Below are 15,991 nucleotides of genomic sequence, written 5' to 3'. Positions count from 1 at the left end.
TCCGACGGCGTCCGCTTGAGCGGGGAAACGAAGAATAGGCTATGCTATAATGAGTTGTTCGAACGACTCAGGGACTTTCCTTGAGCGAGGAGGAAGACACCTGCCGCACGGCAGGGCCGTCCCAGAAGGCTTCGTTGACGAGATGCCACGTGCCGGCGAGCGCGAGCGCGCCGCAGATGCCGATGAGCAGCATTTTTTTGAGGGTTCGGTACATAGAGGGTTCTCCTTTGAACGGCTTCGCTCTCCATTATCGGCGATGCGGGCCGGTCATTTCTGTAACCGCGCATACAAAACCGAACGTTTTTTGCCGATCAGGGCGGCGTTATGCAATTAAAATCAAGAATAATGGAGGCAGACCGATGGTATCCGATGAAGTCATCTTGACCGCGGAAGGATTAGCGCAGCTGGAGCAGGAGTTGGAGGAATTGAAGACGGTGAAGCGCAGGGAGCTGGCGGCCCGGATCAAGACGGCGATCAGCTACGGCGACTTGAAAGAGAACAGCGAGTACCACTCCGCCAAGGAAGAGCAAGCCTTCATGGAGACGCGGATTTTGACGATCGACCGCATGCTGAAGAAGGCGCGCGTCGTGAAGAGCGCGGGCGCGGATTCGGTATCCGTCGGCGCGACCGTCGTGCTCAAGGACAAGGAATTCGACGAGATTATCGAATACCGGATCGTTGGGCCCGCCGAAGCCGACGTCCTAGCCTCCAAGATCTCTTACGAGAGCCCGCTCGGCAAGGCGCTGATGGGCAAGTCCGTAGGCGACGCGGTCAGCGTCGAGGCGCCCGTAGGGATGATCCAGTACGAGCTGCTGGAGATCAAGGTTTAAAGGCGCTGCCGCCGCGAATGCCGCCGATTTTTCGTGCTTTTCGCGGACGCTTCGGTACGGCGGGTGGTATGCGAGGCGGATTTCTGGATAAATAATGAGCAGTACCGGAAATTCGATGAGCGAGGAGTGACGGCGATGAGCTGGTCATTGGAGCAAGCGTACGCCTACGTGAATAAAATCAAGGAGCGCGCGGCGGAGGACGAGGCATTCCGGCTGCTCGCGCTGAACGATCCCGAGATGGCCTGCCGGCTGCTGACCGGCGAGCCGCTGCCGGACGGCATCCGGATGTCCGCGCAAGAGCATGGCTCGGACGGCCTGGACATCGTCGTGCACGGTCTTCAGGAGACCTGGCCGACCGGCGAGCTGGGCCCCGACGAAGCGACTTTGGATTAACGCGGCGGGTGGAATGCCCGAACGGCTTCGCCTTTTCTTCGGAGAGGCGAAGCTTTTATTTTGCATTCTCGAGGGGAGAGGCAAGCGATGGCTAACGTATATCTACGCAGGCTGAAGAAGGGAGACGCGGCGGCGCTGCTGGAGCTGCGACGGCGCAACCGTTCGTTTTTCGAGCCGTTCGAGCCGGTTCGGGCCGAGCGGGAGTTCACGCCGGCAGGTATCCGCGACATGCTCGATCAAGACGAACTGCACTGGGAGCGAGGGAGCGGCTTCGCCTTCGGCATCTTCCTCCGGGACGCGGACCGGCTGGTCGGACGCGTAAATCTGAGCAATGTCGTGCGCGGCGCATGGGAAAGCTGCACGGTGGGCTACTATATGGACCAGGACGAGAACGGACGCGGGCGCATGACGGAGGCGCTAGGGCAGGCGGTGAGCTTCGCGTTCGGCGAGGCGGGCCTTCACCGCGTCCAGGCGGCGGTCATGCCGCGCAATCTGGCCTCGATCCGCGTGATCGAGAAAAACGGATTCAAATATGAGGGCTTGGCCGAATACTACTTGAAAATCCACGGGGTTTGGGAGCATCACCGCATCTACAGCCTGACGCGGGAGCACCTGGTTCGATCGACGTAATCCGGCTGGGAACTCGGGCATGGCACCCTCGAATAAAGGATCGGGAAAAATAGGAATGAAAGCGCCGAATACCGATTCGCTAGGGTCGGTATTTTCTGTTGACAGTCTCATAGAGCGGTGCTAATCTGAATTTGCCCATTACGATACATAATGTATCTGAATAGGAAGACCTACATTCTGCTTGGAAGGGAGTTGTCTCTATGAAAAAGGATTGGGCGAATCCGGTGCTCGAGGTGCTGGATGTCAAAATGACGATGAAGTTTTTCCCGCCGGTGCATCCTCCGGGCGGCGGCCCTGGCGGAGGTGGCGGCGAAGACTGCCCGCCAGACCTGGACAGCTAGGAGCCGGGCAGCGCGCCGCGCCGCAGCAGCCTGGCCCTAAGCCAAGCGCCGCGGCGCGGACTTGTCCAATGATCGCCGAAGAGGCGTTCGGGGATCGGGAAGCGAGCCCGAGCGGCTTCGCGCTCGGCGTGCCGACAGAAGGAGGAGTCGCGATGTACGCGCTTGTCGGAAGCAAGCGCCAGGACCGGTCGTTCCGCCGGACTTGGGCGTTTTTCTGCAGCAAATACGGGTGGGGCAACGATCCTTGCGCCATGGAAGGGATACGATACGTACTGTTGCGCGGAGGGCGCATGCCCTTCGTCCGCCGGCGAACGATCGGGACGATCGAGTTCATTCCGTATCGCCCGGGCAATCCGCGCAGCACGGTCGAAGGGCCGTACAAGCATCCCTTCTCGAAGGAGGCGGAGATTAGGGAATCCCCGTACCGGATTTGGGAGATCGACAAGCTGTGCATCGCGGAAGCTTACCAACGACAGGGACGCTTCGGCACGTTCTTCGAGATTTTTCACGATCACGCGGAGCGATTCGCTCCCCGCTATTATGTCGCGCTCATCGAGCGCAGGCTGTACCGCATGCTCCGGATCGTCTTCGGGCTCGGCGTCGAGCAGCGGGGGCCGGTCATGCAGGGGCCGACGTCCGCGCTGATCCCCGTCCTGTTCGACATCGAACGGATCATGCAGGACGAGGACAGGGTCTCGCGCCTGCTGAACGAGGCGAAGGGCGTACGAGCGGGTCCGGGCGAACGGGCTTTTCCCGCTGGCCGCTCCCTGGTCAAAAAAGAGAGTCTGACGGTCGCCCGCCAGACTCTCTTGCCGTGTCATGCCATTCGTCCGGGCCGAAGCCGGGACATCGCTTCGTCGTAGCGGGCATAGCTGACGCCGCTCCCGAAGCCGCTGTCGAACGCCCAGTTCGCCAGACTCTCGGCCTGCGTCGCCTGCAGGTCCGTGAAGCCGAACCGCGTCTTCATGTCGGCCAAGTATTTGCGTTTGACTTCCTCGAAAAACCGCTCGTTTTCGTGCCGCTGATCATTCGCATCTCCCATGACGCCGCTCAACCTCCCTTTTAACGTCAGTATGGACCGATCCTGCCAGGAATAGACGCCGCTGCGGCCGGTTGTATTCGCGTCCCGGCATTGTATACTGTTAACACGGCCAATTCGAGGGAGGACAAGAAATGAACATAACGGCATATACGGTCGAGCAAGTCAAGGATCCCTTCGGCATCCTGAGCGGACGGAGATACGAGTTCAAGCTGGAGGTCGAGGTGGACGAAGAGGACGAGCTCTATTCGGAGCACGGCGTTTATGCGCGCGTCGTCTACAAGGACGAGGGCGAGACCTCGGGCATCTTGATGTGCGACTGGACGGAAAAGACGACGAACCGCTATCTGCCGCTGGATGCGGAGCCGGAAGAGCTCGCCGAGCTGGCCGCCTTTTGCGCGGCGCACCTGCCGGAAGACGACTAGACCGTTTGCGCGGCAAGCAGGCAAGGCCAAGCGTCCCTGACGGCGAAGGGGCGTTCGGCCTTGCCTGCTTTTTTTGCGTCAAGCTAAGGAATCCTGCTTAAAACTTCGGAATGATATAGCGGGCCAGGAAATACAGAACGCCGAAGATGATGAGGACGTACGCGGCATACTTGATGAAGGTCGAGGCGACGAGACTCGAATCGTACTTTCTCTCTACGTTGTGTTGCTCGTACTCGACGTTGCGCTGTTCGATGGACATGATCGAACCCTCCTAGTCTAATATTAAAAACTCGGGAGCACGTATTGGGTGAGGAAATAAAACAAACCAAGCAGTATGGCGAAGTAAGCGGAATACTCGATGAACGAGACGGCGACGGGCTCGCCGTCGCGCGAACGCTCGTAGTCCTCCTCCAGCAGCTCCGATTGACCCAGGTATCGCTCGGGCATCGACATCTCTGCACCCTCCTTCCGGCTCATGCGCCGCTTGATATCCTCCATTACCCGCGGTCCGTTCCGGCCAATCAACCGGGGGCGTCGGCCGCGTGCAGGTATCATTTTTGTTCTCTTTAAGTACGGCGCGGAAAAGATTAAACTGGAAAGGACGTCCATAAAATCAAATGGGCGACAGGAGGTAAGCCCGATGAGATACGCGGAGCTCCTAGGCAAAAAGGTCAAGCACGATATCGTCCACAATGGGTTGGTGCTCGTGCCGGCAGGAGTCGTACTTGAGAAGGCGCATATCGACTTGCTGGAGAACTACCGGATGGATCCCGAAGAGATTCGTATGGCCGAGCAGGGAGACGGGGTGCAGGACTCGGAGTCCGCCGCGTTGATGTCGCAGGCCGTGCAGTTCACGAAGGAGATGTTCGAGCGGGTCCGGGAGGTCGGCCATCTCGACCCGGAGGAGATCGAGCACACGCTGACGCCGATGGTCATGCAGATCTCGGAGAACAAGGACATGTTCAGCCTGTTCCATACCGTCAAAGCGAAGGATGAATATACGCATCAGCACAACATCGGCGTCAGCGTGCTCTCTACGCTGATCGGGCGCTGGCTGGGGTGGGGGACGACGAAGTCGCCCTGCTGTCGCTCGCCGCGTCGCTGCACGACGTGGGGAAGGTCAGGATCCCGGACGAGATTCTGCTCAAGCCCGGCAGGCTGACGGCGGACGAGTACGCCCAGATGAAGCTGCATACGGTCTACGGCTACGAGATTTTGAAAGCGAATTCGAAAATCAATCCGCGGGTGGCGCAGGTCGCGCTGCAGCACCACGAACGCAACGACGGACGCGGCTATCCGTATGGCATCCGCAACAGCGAGATGGACGCGATGAGCCGGGTCGTGGCGGTCGCGGATATATTCCACGCGATGTCTTCCAGGCGTCCCTATCACGAGCCGATGCCCTTCTACAGAGTCGTCAGCGAGATGCGCAACGGCTCGTTCGGGGAGCTGGATCCGCACATCGTCGGCGTGTTCCTCGAGCAGATCATCCGGCACTTGCTGGGTCGCCAGGTCAAGCTGAGCGACGGGCGCTGGGGAGAGGTCGTCTACCTCGACCCGCAGGAGGACATGCATCCGCTCGTGAAGGTCGGCGACGGCTTCATCGACCTCAAGCGGGAGCGGCATTTGAACATCGAGGAGATCATCATTTAAAAAGCGGGACGCGTCCCGTTCACCAAGGGATCGGACCGTTGTCCCCGAACAATCCGCCGCTGGGCCCGTCGTCCGGGAGCAGCGCGAGGCGGACGGGCGTCCGCGCGCCTTCGGCAGCGAACCGGGGAGAGGCATAGCCCGTCATGGCGGTCGCGCAGTAGCCGGGATCCGCCGCATTGACCTTGATGCCGGCCTCGGCCAGATCCTTGGCCCACATGACGGTCAGCGCGTTGAGCGCCGTCTTGGACGAATTGTAGCCGAGCATCAGGAAATCTCCCAGCTCGAACGACGGATCGCCGTGCAGTTGGAGCGAGGCGAGCGAGCTCGACATATTGACGATCCGGCCGCCGGCCGACTTGCGGAGCAAGGGAAGCATGGCCTGCGTGACGCGGACGACCCCGAACACGTTGGTCTCGTAAACTTGCCGGACGAGCTCCGCGCCGGATTCGCTCGGGCGCGACTCGGGCAGGAGCACGCCGGCGTTGTTGACGAGGATGTCCAGCCTTCCGTAGCTTCGCGCGACGTCCTCCGCCGCGGCCGTCACTTGCGCGGCATCGGTGACGTCCATCCGGACGCTTGCGGCTTCGCCGCCTTCCGCGTTCAGCAGGCGGGCCGCTTCGGCTCCGCGATCCGGGTTTCGCGCGCCGACGAGGACGCGGACGCCCGCTTGGCCGAGCTGGCGGCAGATCTCGAACCCGATGCCCTGGTTGCCGCCCGTGATCAGCGCGATTTTTTTTATGATTGTCGATCATGAAGAAGCTCTCCTCTTCGGCTTGTTATCCTCCCCTCCATTCTAATTGTCATCTTTATTCACCCAGAAGTGAGACAAGTCACCGAATCTGTCATCATACAGCCTGACAGACGCGGTGACTCGGAGCTCCAAGCTTATTCAGATAAAGACCGACAGCAGCTTGCCGACCGCCGTCTTGGCGTCGACGTCCACGCTGACCTGGATCGGCGTGCCGACGCTCGGACTCGGCCGCAGGTCCGCGACCGTCATGCCGGCGCAGAGCGCGCTCTCGCATTCGACGGTGACGCGCATCGTGCGGTTGGTGACGAGCCCGGGCTCCTCGGCGGCGAGCACCGTGAGCGGGTCGTGCATCGGCGCCGCGTCGACGAAGTGATTGGCCTGCCGGTAGAACTCGAAGTAGTAGGCCATCGAGGTCCGCAGGAAGTCGACGATCTCGCGGTTTTCCGGCCGGCAGCGCCGCTGCAGGAAGTCCAGGTGCTCCTGCGCGAGGTGCGTCTTCATCGTGACGTCGAGGCCGATCATCACGATGTCGAGTCCGGAAGCGAAGACGATATCGGCGGCCTCGGGGTCGCCCCAGATGTTCGCCTCCGCCACCGGCGTCACGTTGCCGGCGACCTGGACGGCGCCGCCCATCACGTAGACCTGCTTGATCTTGCGCGCCAGACCGGGATCCTTGGCTAAGGCGAGCGCGACGTTCGTCAGCCGTCCGAGGGTGATCAGGACGAGCTCGCCGTCCAGCTCGTCGGCCTTGCGGACGATGAAGTCATCGGCGCGTTCCGCGAGCGCCCGCTGCCCGGCCGGCGGAAGCTCGGCGTCGCCGATGCCGTTGTGCCCGTGCACGTGCGCGGAGAAGCCTGTCGGCGGCCGCTTTAGCGGACGGTCGGCGCCGATCGCGACGGGCACTTCATAAGCGGGCCCAGCCAGCTTAATGATGCGCAGCGTGTTCTCCGTCGCTTGCTGCACGTCCACGTTGCCGAAGACGGTCGTGATGCCCTCGACGCGGAGCGCGGGGGGACTTGAGCGCGTATAAAATGGCGAGCGCATCGTCGATGCCGGTGTCGGCGTCGATGATGACTTTACGGACTTGGGTCAAGGGGTTAGGCTCCTTTGTTCATCGGATGTTCCGCGGGAATGGCCGCGCGTCTTCGAATTATAACACGCGGTTTGTCCGGGAAGCATGCGAGAGGCGCGCGGATCGCTCCGGGCGCCTTCGATTGCCGGTATTAGCTGAGCGAGCCAAGCGCTTCCCGCGTGAACGCCCGCAGCTCTTCCGTACGGCCCTCGCGGATCTTGCTCGCCCACGACGGATCGTTCAGCAGCGCCCGGCCGACGGCGACGAGATCGAATTCTCCGCGTTCCAGGCGCTCCACGAGCGCGTCCAGGCCCACGTTGTCGGCGCCTTTGCCTTCGGCGAAAGGCTCGTAAACTCGGAGTCGAGACCGACGGATCCGACCGTGATGGTCGGCTTGCCGGTCAGCTTCTTCGTCCAGCCCGCCAGGTTCAGGTCCGACCCCTCGAATTCAGGCTCCCAGAAGCGGCGCGTGGAGCAGTGGAAGATGTCGACGCCCGCCGCGGACAGCGGGGCGAGGAACCGCTCCAGCGCTTCCGGCGTCGGCGCGAGCTTGGCGTTGTAGTCCACCGGTTTCCACTGGGAGAAGCGGAAGATAACCGGGAAGTCGGGACCGACGGCCGCGCGGACCGCTTCGATGACCTCGACCGCGAAGCGCGTGCGGCCGACCAAGTCGCCGCCGTATTCGTCTTCGCGCTTGTTCGTGTTCTCCCAGAAAAACTGGTCGATCAGATAACCGTGCGCGCCGTGGATCTCCACGGCGTCGAAGCCAAGCCGCTTCGCGTCGGCCGCCGCCTGCGCGTACCCCGCGACGAGGCCGCGGATCTCCTCCTTCGTCAGCGGCTCGGACACCTTCTCGCCCGTGAGCGCCAAGCCCGATGGGCCGATCGGCGCTGCGTCCGATTCGGGGAACTTGTCGCGCTGACGAGCGGTGCCTACGTGCCAGATCTGCGGGGCGATCTTGCCGCCTGCCTCGTGGACCTCGCGTACGACGCGCGCCCAGCCTTCGAGCGCCGCCTCGCCGTAGAAGTGAGGGACGTCGCGGTCGGCAGCGGCGGCGGGGTGATTGATCACCGTGCCTTCCGTGATGATCAGGCCGACGTTATTTTCCGCCCTGCGGCGGTAGTAGCCGGCTACGTTAGGACCCGGCACGCCGTTCGGCGAAAAGCTGCGGGTCATCGGCGCCATGACGATCCGGCTGTCGAGCGCCAGTTTTCCTTGGGCGAACGGTTCGAACAACGATGCTGCGGTTTGGGATGCGCTCATGCGTTTCTCTCCTTGGGGCAGTTGCCCTTATTTTTATATATCTATAAATATGAATATATCGATAAGCGTAGGCGAACGCAAGCGGCAGCTTTTACCGCAAGTCCGTCTTCGCCTGCACCTGCGCCGCCAATTCGTTCAGAAACGACGCGATTCCTTGCTCGTTCCGCCTATAGTATGTCCATTGTCCGCAGCGGCGCGACTCGAGCAGTCCGGCTTTTTGCATAGCGGCCAGGTAGGAAGAGATGACAGACTGCGTCAACCCGGCCTTTTCCTGAATGCTGCCCACGCAGACGCCGCCGGGAAACGCCGTTTGCACGTCGGCAGGCTGGGGACTGAACTGCTTCTCGGGGTCCCGCAGCCAGCACAGGATATTGAGACGCGTCTCGTTGGACAGCGCCTTCAGCACCGCGAGCTTGTCGTCCTGGGCCATGGGGGCACCTCCTTTGGATGGGTGATCTTAAGTATAGCAAAGTCCGCATTGGACGAAAACGAAGCGCTGCGAGCCATACGCACGTCCCGCTCAGCACTTCTGCTTAATCCGTTCCGATCGCGGGTAAGAGTTCGGGTTAACTGCTGCTACATAGGAAATGATGGTGAATACGACCATAACCGAGGAGGAAGCGATCGCATGGCCAAGAAGGAGAACGGCAAGCCGAAGAAAACAGTCAAGGACGAGCAGCTGAAGCAATTCACGGTGGACGCGACCGGGCAAAAGCTGACGACGAACCAGGGCCTGCGGATGGCGGAGGACGAATTCTCCCTCAAGGCGGGCGAGCGCGGCCCTACGCTGCTCGAGGACTTCCATTTCCGCGAAAAAATGACCCATTTCGACCATGAGCGCATCCCGGAGCGGGTCGTGCATGCCAGAGGCTTCGGGGCGCACGGCTACTTTCAAGTATACGAACCGCAGGCGGAAATTACGAAGGCCGGCTTTTTGCAGGACCCTTCCGTCAAGACGCCGGTGTTCGTCCGCTTCTCTACCGTCGCCGGCTCCCGCGGGTCGGCCGACACGGTGCGCGACGTGCGGGGCTTCGCCGTTAAATTTTATACCGAGGAAGGCAACTACGATCTGGTCGGCAACAACATCCCGGTGTTCTTCATCCAGGATGCGATCAAGTTCCCCGACTTCGTCCACGCGGTGAAGCCCGAGCCTCACAACGAGGTGCCGCAGGCGCAATCGGCGCACGATACGTTCTGGGACTTCGTCACGACGAACACCGAAGCGGCGCACATGGTCATGTGGGCGATGAGCGACCGCGCGCTGCCGCGGAGTTTCCGCATGATGGAGGGCTTCGGCGTCAACACGTTCCGCCTCGTCAACGCGGATGGCGTCGCGCGCTTCGTGAAGTTCCATTGGAAGCCGGTGCTCGGCGTTCACTCGACCGTCTGGGACGAGACGCAGAAGATCGCGGGCAAGGACCCTGACTTCCACCGCCGCGACCTATGGGACGCGATCGAGCAGGGCAACTTCCCGGAGTGGGAACTCGGCGTCCAATTGATCGAGGAGGATGAGGAGTTCAACTTCGACTTCGACATCCTCGATCCGACCAAGCTGTGGCCGGAGGAGCTCGTGCCGGTGCGGCTGATCGGAAAAATGACGCTGAACCGCAACACGGACAATTTCTTCGCGGAAACGGAGCAGGTTGCGTTCCACCCGGGACATGTCGTGCCCGGCATCGACTTTTCGAACGATCCGCTGCTGCAGGGACGCTTGTTCTCCTACACCGACACCCAGCTGAAGCGCGTCGGCGGCCCGAACTTCCACGAGCTGCCGATCAACCGTCCCGTAGCGCCGGTTCACAACAACCAGCGCGACGGCATGGCGCGCATGACGATCAATCCGGGGCAGGTTGCCTATCACAAGAACGGCATCGCTGGAAATGATCCCGCGCCGGCACCGGAGTCGGAGGGCGGCTACAAGCATTACGAGGAAAAGGTGGAAGGGCGCAAGGTTCGCGCCCGTAGCGACAGCTTCAAGGATCACTTCGGCCAGGCCGCGATGTTCTATCAGAGCCTGTCCGAGGTCGAGCAGCTGCACATCATCAAGGCGTTCCAGTTCGAGCTGAGCAAGGTGATGAACAAAGACGTGCGCCAGCGGACGGTCGACGTGTTCGCGCAGGTCGACCCGGGGCTCGCGGCGCAGCTCGCCGACGCGATCGGCGCGCTGCCGCCGGCCGATACGGCGCCGCCCGCCGTGACGATGAGATCGCCCGCGCTCAGCATCATGAACAAGGCCAAGTCGGCCCAGACGCGCAAGGTCGCCGTGCTGACGGCCAAGACGTTCGCTGACGCCGAGCTGAAGAAAGTGCTCGCGCCGCTCGCCGCGGCGGGCGTCACGGCGGAGCTCGTGAGCACGAAGCTCGGCTTCCTGCCGACGGATGCAGACGGACAGGTCGAGGTTATGCACCACCTGGAGTCGGCGGACTCCGTTCTCTTCGACGCCGTCTATGTCGCGGGCGGCCGCGAGAGCGTCGACGCGCTGCTGGCGCAGCCGCTGGCGGTGGACTTCGTCCGCCAGGCGTACCGCCACTACAAGCCGATCGCCGCGATCGGCGAAGGCGCGGACCTGCTGACTCCGGCCGGCGTTGGCGCGCCGACTCCCGTTGGCGCCAAAGCGACGGGCTCGGTCAACCAGCCTGCGTGGAACGAGCCCGGCGTCGTCGTCGCGGCTGCGCCGGACGAGGCCTTCGCCAAGTCGTTCGTCGAAGCGATCGCGGCGCACCGGCACTGGACGCGGAAGGTACAGTAGGCGCACGGATCGCGCGAAGAAGCAGCCTCGGAAGGGGCTGCTTCTTTTTTTGCGTTTAGGCAGACAGTCGGACTTCCCACGTTCTCATCGATCCACCGCTGCCTCATCACTAGTTTTGGACGCTGTAGGAAGTCTCGGATAGGAACAAACATGTATGCGCGCATGGCGGATTGCGGCAGGAAGTCTCGGATAGGAACAAACTCGCACGCTCGTATGGCGGATTGCGGCAGGAAGTCTCGGATAGGAACAAACTCGCACTCTCGTATGGCGGATTGCGGCAGGAAGTCTCGGATAGGAACAAACTAGCACGCTCGTATGGCGGATTGCGGCAGGAAGTCTCGGACAGGAACAAACATGTATGCGCGCATGGCGGATTGCGGCAGGGAGTCTCGGACAGGAACAAACATGTATGCGCGAATGGCGGATTGCGGCAGGAAGTCTCGGATAGGAACAAACTAGCACGCTCGAATGGCGGATTGCGGCAGGAAGTCTCGGATAGGAACAAACTAGCACGCTCGCATGGTAGATTGCGGCAGGAAGTCTCGGACAGGAACAAACATGTATGCGCGAATGGCGGATTGCGGCAGGAAGTCTCGGATAGGAACAAACTAGCACGCTCGAATGGCGGATTGCGGCAGGAAGTCTCGGACAGGAACAACTCGTCATCCCGAACGCCGGGTCGTGGATCGGGCGCCTTGGACGATAATAGGGCACCGCAGCAGGCGAAGCACATTTCATAACGCCAGGGCGAGCCCTGGCGGATTTTTGCATGCGCGCCGGCCGTCAAAAAGGCTCGGATCGTCCGTTTAAGTTCAATATTGCCTCCTTATCAATGACCTCTCCGGGATGTAAGCTCTTGTCAGATCGGCTTCAACGAACAGGAGAGCCCTTGCAAGCCCGAAATGCCGATCGTGAGGGAGGTGGGACGCAGCAGCCGTATAAGGCAAGCGAAACGACAGCAGGATGGCGAAGCGAGCTTCACGATACGGACATGATGCGCAAAGGGCTGTTTACATCCAGTTCATTTCGAAAAAACGAGGAGGCATGCATTGATGAACGTCAACCAACGTTTCCGCATGACATGGCCGCGCTTCTGCGCGGCGCTGCTGACCGCGGCGCTGCTGCTCGGCCAGTGGGCCTGGTCTCCGTCGGTCGCATCCGCCGCTTCCGCGTTCGTGCAGACGGCGGCGTCGGGCTACAGCAGCCAGTCCGGCATTCAGCTCGAGAGCTCGAGCGAAGGCGGACAGAACGTCGCGTTTATCGACAATGGCGACTATATCGCATTTTCGAACGTCGATTTCGGCAGCGGCGCGAGCACGTTCCAGGTACGCGTCGCGAGCAATGCGAGCGGCGGCGCGATCGAGGCGCGGCTCGACGGCGTGAACGGGACGCTAGTCGCCACGGCGCAGGTTCCGGGCACGGGAGGATGGCAAAATTGGACGACGGTGACGGCGAATGCGTCTGGCGCGACCGGCGTGCACGCGCTGTATTTGAAGTTTACGGGCGGCAGCGGCAATTTGTTCAACCTGCTGTGGTTCAAGTTTGCGTCGGGACTGTCGGCCTTTAACCAGATCGAGGCGGAAGCCTACAACGGGCAATTCGGCATTCAAACGGAGGCGACATCCGATGCCGGCGGCGGATCGAACGTGGGCTTTATCGACAACGGCGACTATTTGCTGTTTAACGGCGTCGACTTCGGCAGCGGAGCCTCCAGCGTTCAGGCGCGCGTCGCAAGCGCGGCCGGAGGCGGTTCGATCGAATTCCGGCTGGACAGCTTGACGGGAACGCTGATCGGGACCGTCGCGGTGAGCGGCACGGGGGGGCTGGCAGAGCTGGACGACGGCTAGCGGGCAGGCGTCCGGCGCGTCGGGAGTCCACAATTTGTACGTGAAATTCACGGGCGGGGCGGGCAATCTGATGAACCTGAACTGGTTCAAGTTCGGCACGGGCACCCCGACGTCGGGCGGCGACGTCGTCGGCAAGCTGTTCGCCGGCTACCAAGGCTGGTTCAACGCGCAGGGCGACAATTCGCCGAACGGCGGGTGGGTTCACTGGTCCAAGAACAGCAGCGCGCCGGGCGCCGGCTCGAACGTGAACTTCGAGCTGTACCCGGACATTCGCGAGTATTCGAAGCTGTATCAGACGAGTCTGGCGAACCTCGCCAACGGCACGCAGGCAAAGCTTTTTTCCTCCTACGATCAGGAAACCGTCAACAAGCACTTCGAATGGATGCAGACGTACAACATCGACGGCGCGGCGCTTCAGCGCTTCGGGGCGGACGAGAGCGATACGCCGAACAACTGGAAGACGAATCGCGACAGCGTGGCGGTCAAGGTGAAGAACGCCGCCGAGACGTACGGCCGCAAATTTTACGTCATGTACGACATCACGGGCATGGACGCGAGCAACTGGGTGAACGCGGTCAAGCACGACTGGACGACGAACGTCGTGAACAATATGCATCTGACGTCTTCGAGCGCCTACGCCAAGCAGAACGGCAAAGTCGTCGTTTGTATATGGGGGATCGGATTCACCGACCGTCCGGGCACGGCTGCCGAGCACCAGAGCCTGATCAACTGGTTCAAAGCGCAGAACGTCTACGTCATCGGAGGCGTGCCGACTTATTGGCGGACGGGCAACAATGATTCGAAGTCCGGCTTTATGAGCGTGTACGAATCGCTCGATATGCTCTCGCCTTGGTTTGTCGGGCGCTTTGGCGCTGCCGACGTCGACAACTACAGTACGAACCAATACGGGCCCGATCTCACGTACACGCAGCAGCGGAACATCGCCTATCAGCCCGTCATCTGGCCAGGCTTCGCCTGGTCCAACATGACCGGAGGGCCGACGAATCAAATTCCCCGGCTCCATGGCGACTTCATGTGGCAGCAAGCCTATCGGCTGAAGCAGCTCGGCATCAACACCGGCTATATCGCCATGTTCGACGAGTACGACGAAGGAACGGCCATTGCCAAAGCGGCGGAGAACAGCGCGATGATCCCGACGAACCAGTACTTCCTGACGCTCAATGCGGACGGCGTAGCGGTATCCTCCGACTTCTATCTCCGTCTGGCCGGCGATATCAACCGGATGTTCAAGGGGCAGATTCCAGTCACGGCCTCGCATCCGACCACCCATCAATAAAGCATGCGGCGGCTTTCGGGAGATACGTCTCCCGGAGCCGTTTTTTCGTGCGGGCGGCTGAAAAGAAGACAAGATCGGCGGATTTCGTTTTTGATCGCCTCATGGGAGCGCTCGGACGCTTGCCTTAAAATGAGGAGGAAAACGCGCGATGAGCGGTTAGGGAGCGTGCAGCATGAAAGGTAAAAATCCGATAATTACTTCGATTTACACGGCCGACCCTTCGGCTCATGTATGGCAGGACGGCAAAATTTACATTTACGCCTCGCACGACATGGACCCGCCGAGGGGCTGCGATCTGATGGACCGCTATCACGTATTCTCGTCGGACGATATGGTGAACTGGGTGGACGAAGGGGAAATTCTGCGTTCGGACGACGTGCCGTGGGGACGACCCGAAGGCGGCTTCATGTGGGCGCCCGACTGCGCCTATCGGAACGGCACCTACTACTTCTACTATCCGCATCCGAGCGGCTCCGACTGGAACGACACGTGGAAGATCGGCGTCGCCACGAGCGACAAGCCCGCAAGCGGGTTCGTCGACCGCGGCTATATCGAAGGACTCGGCGGCTTCGCGATGATCGATCCGTGCGTCTTTATGGACGACGACGGACGCGCATACATGTACTACGGCGGGGGCGGCGTTTGCCACGGGGGCGAGCTGAACGACGACATGATTTCCGTCAAGGGCGAGATGGCCGACATGATCGGCCTGGAAGATTTTCACGAGGCGGCATGGACGTTCAAGCGCGACGGCGTCTACTACTTGACCTATGCGGACAATCTGCACGACAACAACCGGATGCGCTACGCGACGAGCGAGCATCCGCTCGGTCCGTGGACTTACCGGGGCATCTTCCTGGAGCCGACGGGCTGCTCCACGACGCACGGATCGGTAGCCGAGTATAAGGGACAATGGTATCTGTTCTATCACAATCAGGCGATCTCCGGCATGGGAAACTTGCGCAGCGTCTGCATCGACGAGCTGCACTTCGACGCAGACGGCGCCATTCGCACGGTAAGGCAGACGGAGGAAGGCGTTCGTGCCGTTCAGGCGGATGCCGCAGGGGAAAAAGCGGAAAAAGCGCGCGCCTTTTATCCGGCGGACGGCTGCGGGACATACGGGGGTGCGGCGATCGTCGCTGCGGAACAGGGCGCTTTTGCCGTCGTCGGCATGGCGGGGGCTTCGTCCGGCTGCGAATTCCGCGAGGTCGGCGGCGGCCGCGGAGGCCGGGCTAACCTTGCGGTGCGCTATACGACGCGCGAGCGGCTGGCCAAAGTGCGGCTGTTCGTCAATGGCGCCGACGATTCGTTATTGAACGCGCTGCAGGCGGAGGGCGGATATACTTCGCTCACCGTACGATTGGAGCCGGGAGCGGTCAATTCAGTCAAGCTCGAAGGCGGTCATGGAGACGTGCGGATCGAAGGCTTGTCCGTCGAATGGCTGGACTAGCGCTATCGTGCAAAAGTTCACGGTAGTTCGTCTCTTTAAGCGAGAGCCTGGATGTGTTTGAGGTAAAAATCCTGCACTTCTGCGCGATAGGCGGAACGATGAACGGCTGAGGCTCTTGATCCTGCATTTTTGCGCGATAGCCCCGAGTATGCTTCTGCATCGGTGGGAAGCGACAGCGGCGAAGCTAAAAAGGAGGAGTCCCCCTCAGGCGGAAGTGCTCGAACCGCCGAAGGGGAACGCATCGCTTGACG

Annotated in this window: 19 protein-coding genes and 1 pseudogene; 12 read left to right on the top strand and 8 right to left on the bottom strand. The window is 61.3% G+C overall.

Features of this window, described 5'->3' with window-relative positions:
• Positions 1-67: 67 nt before the first annotated feature.
• On the bottom strand, positions 68-214 hold the full coding sequence (locus OMP38_RS31710; RefSeq protein ID WP_277568610.1) for a hypothetical protein: 147 nt from the start codon (positions 212-214) through the stop codon (positions 68-70).
• 145 nt (positions 215-359) lie between these two features.
• On the opposite strand from OMP38_RS31710, the gene greA reads away from it, so the two are divergent.
• From greA to OMP38_RS31685, 5 genes are all read left to right on the top strand, one after another.
• A complete protein-coding gene (gene greA / locus OMP38_RS31705) occupies positions 360-830 on the top strand; it encodes a transcription elongation factor GreA (protein ID WP_277568609.1) in 471 nt (156 codons plus the stop codon).
• Positions 831-965: 135 nt separating this feature from the next.
• Entirely contained in the window at positions 966-1,223 is a 258-nt protein-coding gene (locus tag OMP38_RS31700) for a hypothetical protein (RefSeq protein WP_277568608.1), read from the top strand.
• A gap of 87 nt (positions 1,224-1,310) precedes the next feature.
• Positions 1,311-1,853, top strand: a complete 543-nt coding sequence (locus OMP38_RS31695; RefSeq protein WP_277568607.1) for a GNAT family N-acetyltransferase — start codon at positions 1,311-1,313, stop codon at positions 1,851-1,853.
• A gap of 200 nt (positions 1,854-2,053) precedes the next feature.
• A complete protein-coding gene (locus OMP38_RS31690; RefSeq protein ID WP_277568606.1) occupies positions 2,054-2,194 on the top strand; it encodes a paeninodin family lasso peptide in 141 nt (46 codons plus the stop codon).
• Positions 2,195-2,262: 68 nt separating this feature from the next.
• A complete protein-coding gene (locus tag OMP38_RS31685; protein ID WP_277568605.1) occupies positions 2,263-3,057 on the top strand; it encodes a hypothetical protein in 795 nt (264 codons plus the stop codon).
• Here the strand turns inward: OMP38_RS31685 and OMP38_RS31680 are convergent.
• Entirely contained in the window at positions 3,012-3,236 is a 225-nt protein-coding gene (locus tag OMP38_RS31680) for a hypothetical protein (RefSeq protein WP_277568604.1), read from the bottom strand. The two genes, OMP38_RS31685 and OMP38_RS31680, sit on opposite strands and share 46 nt — an antisense overlap.
• A gap of 131 nt (positions 3,237-3,367) precedes the next feature.
• On the opposite strand from OMP38_RS31680, the gene OMP38_RS31675 reads away from it, so the two are divergent.
• Positions 3,368-3,658: a DUF6509 family protein gene (locus tag OMP38_RS31675; RefSeq protein ID WP_277568603.1), complete on the top strand. Its 291-nt coding sequence runs from the start codon at positions 3,368-3,370 to the stop codon at positions 3,656-3,658.
• Between the two features lie 97 nt (positions 3,659-3,755).
• Here OMP38_RS31675 and OMP38_RS31670 read toward each other — a convergent pair whose 3' ends face one another.
• Positions 3,756-3,917, bottom strand: coding sequence for a hypothetical protein (locus tag OMP38_RS31670; RefSeq protein WP_277568602.1), 162 nt, complete (start codon positions 3,915-3,917; stop codon positions 3,756-3,758).
• Positions 3,918-3,940: 23 nt separating this feature from the next.
• Positions 3,941-4,111 carry a hypothetical protein gene (locus OMP38_RS31665; protein WP_277568601.1) on the bottom strand — a complete coding sequence of 57 codons (171 nt, stop codon included), beginning with the start codon at positions 4,109-4,111 and terminating at the stop codon, positions 3,941-3,943.
• Between the two features lie 187 nt (positions 4,112-4,298).
• Here OMP38_RS31665 and OMP38_RS31660 point away from each other — a divergent pair, with 187 nt between their 5' ends.
• Complete coding sequence (locus OMP38_RS31660) at positions 4,299-4,820, top strand: HD-GYP domain-containing protein (RefSeq protein ID WP_277568600.1); 522 nt, start codon at positions 4,299-4,301, stop codon at positions 4,818-4,820.
• Complete coding sequence (locus tag OMP38_RS31655; RefSeq protein ID WP_277568599.1) at positions 4,718-5,311, top strand: HD-GYP domain-containing protein; 594 nt, start codon at positions 4,718-4,720, stop codon at positions 5,309-5,311. Before OMP38_RS31660 ends, OMP38_RS31655 begins: the two co-directional genes overlap by 103 nt.
• Before the next feature lie 19 nt (positions 5,312-5,330).
• On the opposite strand, the gene OMP38_RS31650 is transcribed toward OMP38_RS31655, so the two are convergent.
• The 4 genes and pseudogenes from OMP38_RS31650 to OMP38_RS31635 form a co-directional block, all read right to left on the bottom strand.
• Positions 5,331-5,999 carry an SDR family oxidoreductase gene (locus tag OMP38_RS31650; RefSeq protein ID WP_277569015.1) on the bottom strand — a complete coding sequence of 223 codons (669 nt, stop codon included), beginning with the start codon at positions 5,997-5,999 and terminating at the stop codon, positions 5,331-5,333.
• Between the two features lie 201 nt (positions 6,000-6,200).
• Positions 6,201-7,106, bottom strand: a complete 906-nt coding sequence (locus OMP38_RS31645; RefSeq protein ID WP_277568598.1) for a nucleoside hydrolase — start codon at positions 7,104-7,106, stop codon at positions 6,201-6,203.
• Between the two features lie 179 nt (positions 7,107-7,285).
• A pseudogene (locus tag OMP38_RS31640) lies at positions 7,286-8,397 on the bottom strand (NADH:flavin oxidoreductase).
• Between the two features lie 91 nt (positions 8,398-8,488).
• Complete coding sequence (locus OMP38_RS31635) at positions 8,489-8,827, bottom strand: ArsR/SmtB family transcription factor (RefSeq protein WP_277568597.1); 339 nt, start codon at positions 8,825-8,827, stop codon at positions 8,489-8,491.
• Between the two features lie 198 nt (positions 8,828-9,025).
• Between OMP38_RS31635 and OMP38_RS31630 the strand changes: the two genes are divergently transcribed.
• From OMP38_RS31630 to OMP38_RS31615, 4 genes are all read left to right on the top strand, one after another.
• Positions 9,026-11,146 (top strand): catalase, encoded by a 2,121-nt coding sequence (locus OMP38_RS31630; protein WP_277568596.1) that lies wholly within the window; start codon positions 9,026-9,028, stop codon positions 11,144-11,146.
• 1,052 nt (positions 11,147-12,198) lie between these two features.
• Entirely contained in the window at positions 12,199-12,993 is a 795-nt protein-coding gene (locus tag OMP38_RS31625) for a carbohydrate-binding protein (protein WP_277568595.1), read from the top strand.
• 34 nt (positions 12,994-13,027) lie between these two features.
• Positions 13,028-14,290 (top strand): glycoside hydrolase family 99 protein, encoded by a 1,263-nt coding sequence (locus OMP38_RS31620; RefSeq protein WP_420869787.1) that lies wholly within the window; start codon positions 13,028-13,030, stop codon positions 14,288-14,290.
• 172 nt (positions 14,291-14,462) lie between these two features.
• Positions 14,463-15,740, top strand: a complete 1,278-nt coding sequence (locus OMP38_RS31615) for a family 43 glycosylhydrolase (RefSeq protein ID WP_277568594.1) — start codon at positions 14,463-14,465, stop codon at positions 15,738-15,740.
• Positions 15,741-15,991 lie beyond the last annotated feature (251 nt).

Origin of the sequence: Cohnella ginsengisoli (genome assembly GCF_029525555.1) — a bacterium.
GTDB classification, from domain to species: domain Bacteria; phylum Bacillota; class Bacilli; order Paenibacillales; family Paenibacillaceae; genus Cohnella; species Cohnella ginsengisoli.
The sequence above is the reverse complement of the archived record's forward strand: the minus strand, read 5'-3'. Positions and strand labels throughout refer to the sequence as shown.